The organism is Mesorhizobium sp. (assembly GCF_004962245.1).
Taxonomy (GTDB): domain Bacteria; phylum Pseudomonadota; class Alphaproteobacteria; order Rhizobiales; family Rhizobiaceae; genus Mesorhizobium.
This window is the reverse complement of the sequence record NZ_SUHQ01000091.1, coordinates 1-1,096: the sequence shown is the minus strand read 5'-3', so window position 1 is coordinate 1,096 and position 1,096 is coordinate 1. Positions and strand designations below refer to the sequence as shown.

At 57.3% G+C, this 1,096-nt stretch carries 1 protein-coding gene, 1 tRNA gene and 1 pseudogene; 2 read left to right on the top strand and 1 reads right to left on the bottom strand.

Translation table 11 applies throughout. The annotated features are described in order from the left end of the window. Together E5X88_RS33475 and E5X88_RS33470 are read left to right on the top strand one after the other, a co-directional pair. A partial coding sequence (locus E5X88_RS33475; RefSeq protein ID WP_292168547.1) for a hypothetical protein occupies window positions 1–474 on the top strand: 474 nt, incomplete at its 5' end. After that, window positions 436–526, top strand: a tRNA-Ser gene (locus E5X88_RS33470). The genes E5X88_RS33475 and E5X88_RS33470, both read left to right, overlap by 39 nt. Window positions 527–804: 278 nt before the next feature. On the opposite strand, the pseudogene E5X88_RS33465 reads toward E5X88_RS33470, so the two are convergent. Beyond that, window positions 805–1,096, bottom strand: a pseudogene (locus E5X88_RS33465) (hypothetical protein); the annotation flags it as partial.

The window sequence follows — 1,096 nt, the reverse complement described above, 5'->3', positions numbered from 1 at the left end:
AAAGTTAAAAAACGGGTCTGGGTATTCTTTGCTGAAGGACAGCGTTCCCTGCCCCATCCCCACTACCGAAAAAGATGCGCACCGCGCCGCTCCTTCGAATTCGACATTACCCATGAGGCGGCGGCGTTCAACCACCATCGTACCGGCAAAAGGTCTGTGCGGGTGCTATCCCCATGCGTTGTTGCACAAATGACACGATTTGGCCTCACTCGGAAAGCTCCCATTAACCATCGAGCCCCTTGTGAGCCCTTGCAATCCGGCCGATTCCGGCAATTGCTCGGCGGAATCGCGACCATGCACCGAGTCGTCAGCCAAGGGATTGCCGCAGAATCGCCGCATGGCGAAAGCGGCGCTTCGGCGGAAGCCGGTTTTTTCAACGATAATGGCGCGGGCTTGTTGATTGTGGCCGCGCTTTTCTTTATCCACCGGCGCAACGGAGAGGTGGCCGAGTGGTCGAAGGCGCTCCCCTGCTAAGGGAGTAGAGGTCAAAAGCTTCTCGTGGGTTCGAATCCCATCCTCTCCGCCACCCTACGCCCTACTGGCTTCGGGTGGCAGGCCATCCTGCTTCGCGCTGCGCGCTTCGCAGGACAAGTCCGGCGAATTCTTCTCGAGAATCCCTTGCAAAGCCTGGTTCCGAAGCCTTTCCCAGCTTCGTCATCCCAGGGCGAAGCGACGTCGCGAAGACCCTGGGATCCATGCCATGACATCAGCCAAAGGATGCAGCGGCTCAGGATGGCCGTTCGACGAGTGCAGTCGCCAAGGGGTGCGCTGAAGCAGAGCTTGCACCGTTGCGACACGTAAACGTCACGGCATGGATCCTGGGGTCTGCGCTGCGTCACTTCGCTCCTTGCTCCGCCCCAGGATGACGAAGGGGAAATGTGTGCGATCGCCACCGACAAAGGTGAGCCAATTTGTCAAAACTTCCTGTGTCAAAGAGCTAATCGGCAGCGCCTTTTTTGGTGCGCTCTTCGCCCAAGAACGTCTGCGGTGATGTTTTCGCGACCAGCGCAAAATCCCACGATTCTCCGAAAAATTCAGCAATAACAATTTACTATCGCAGAAACAGCCGTCGCCGATCCGCTGTTTTGTTCGATTC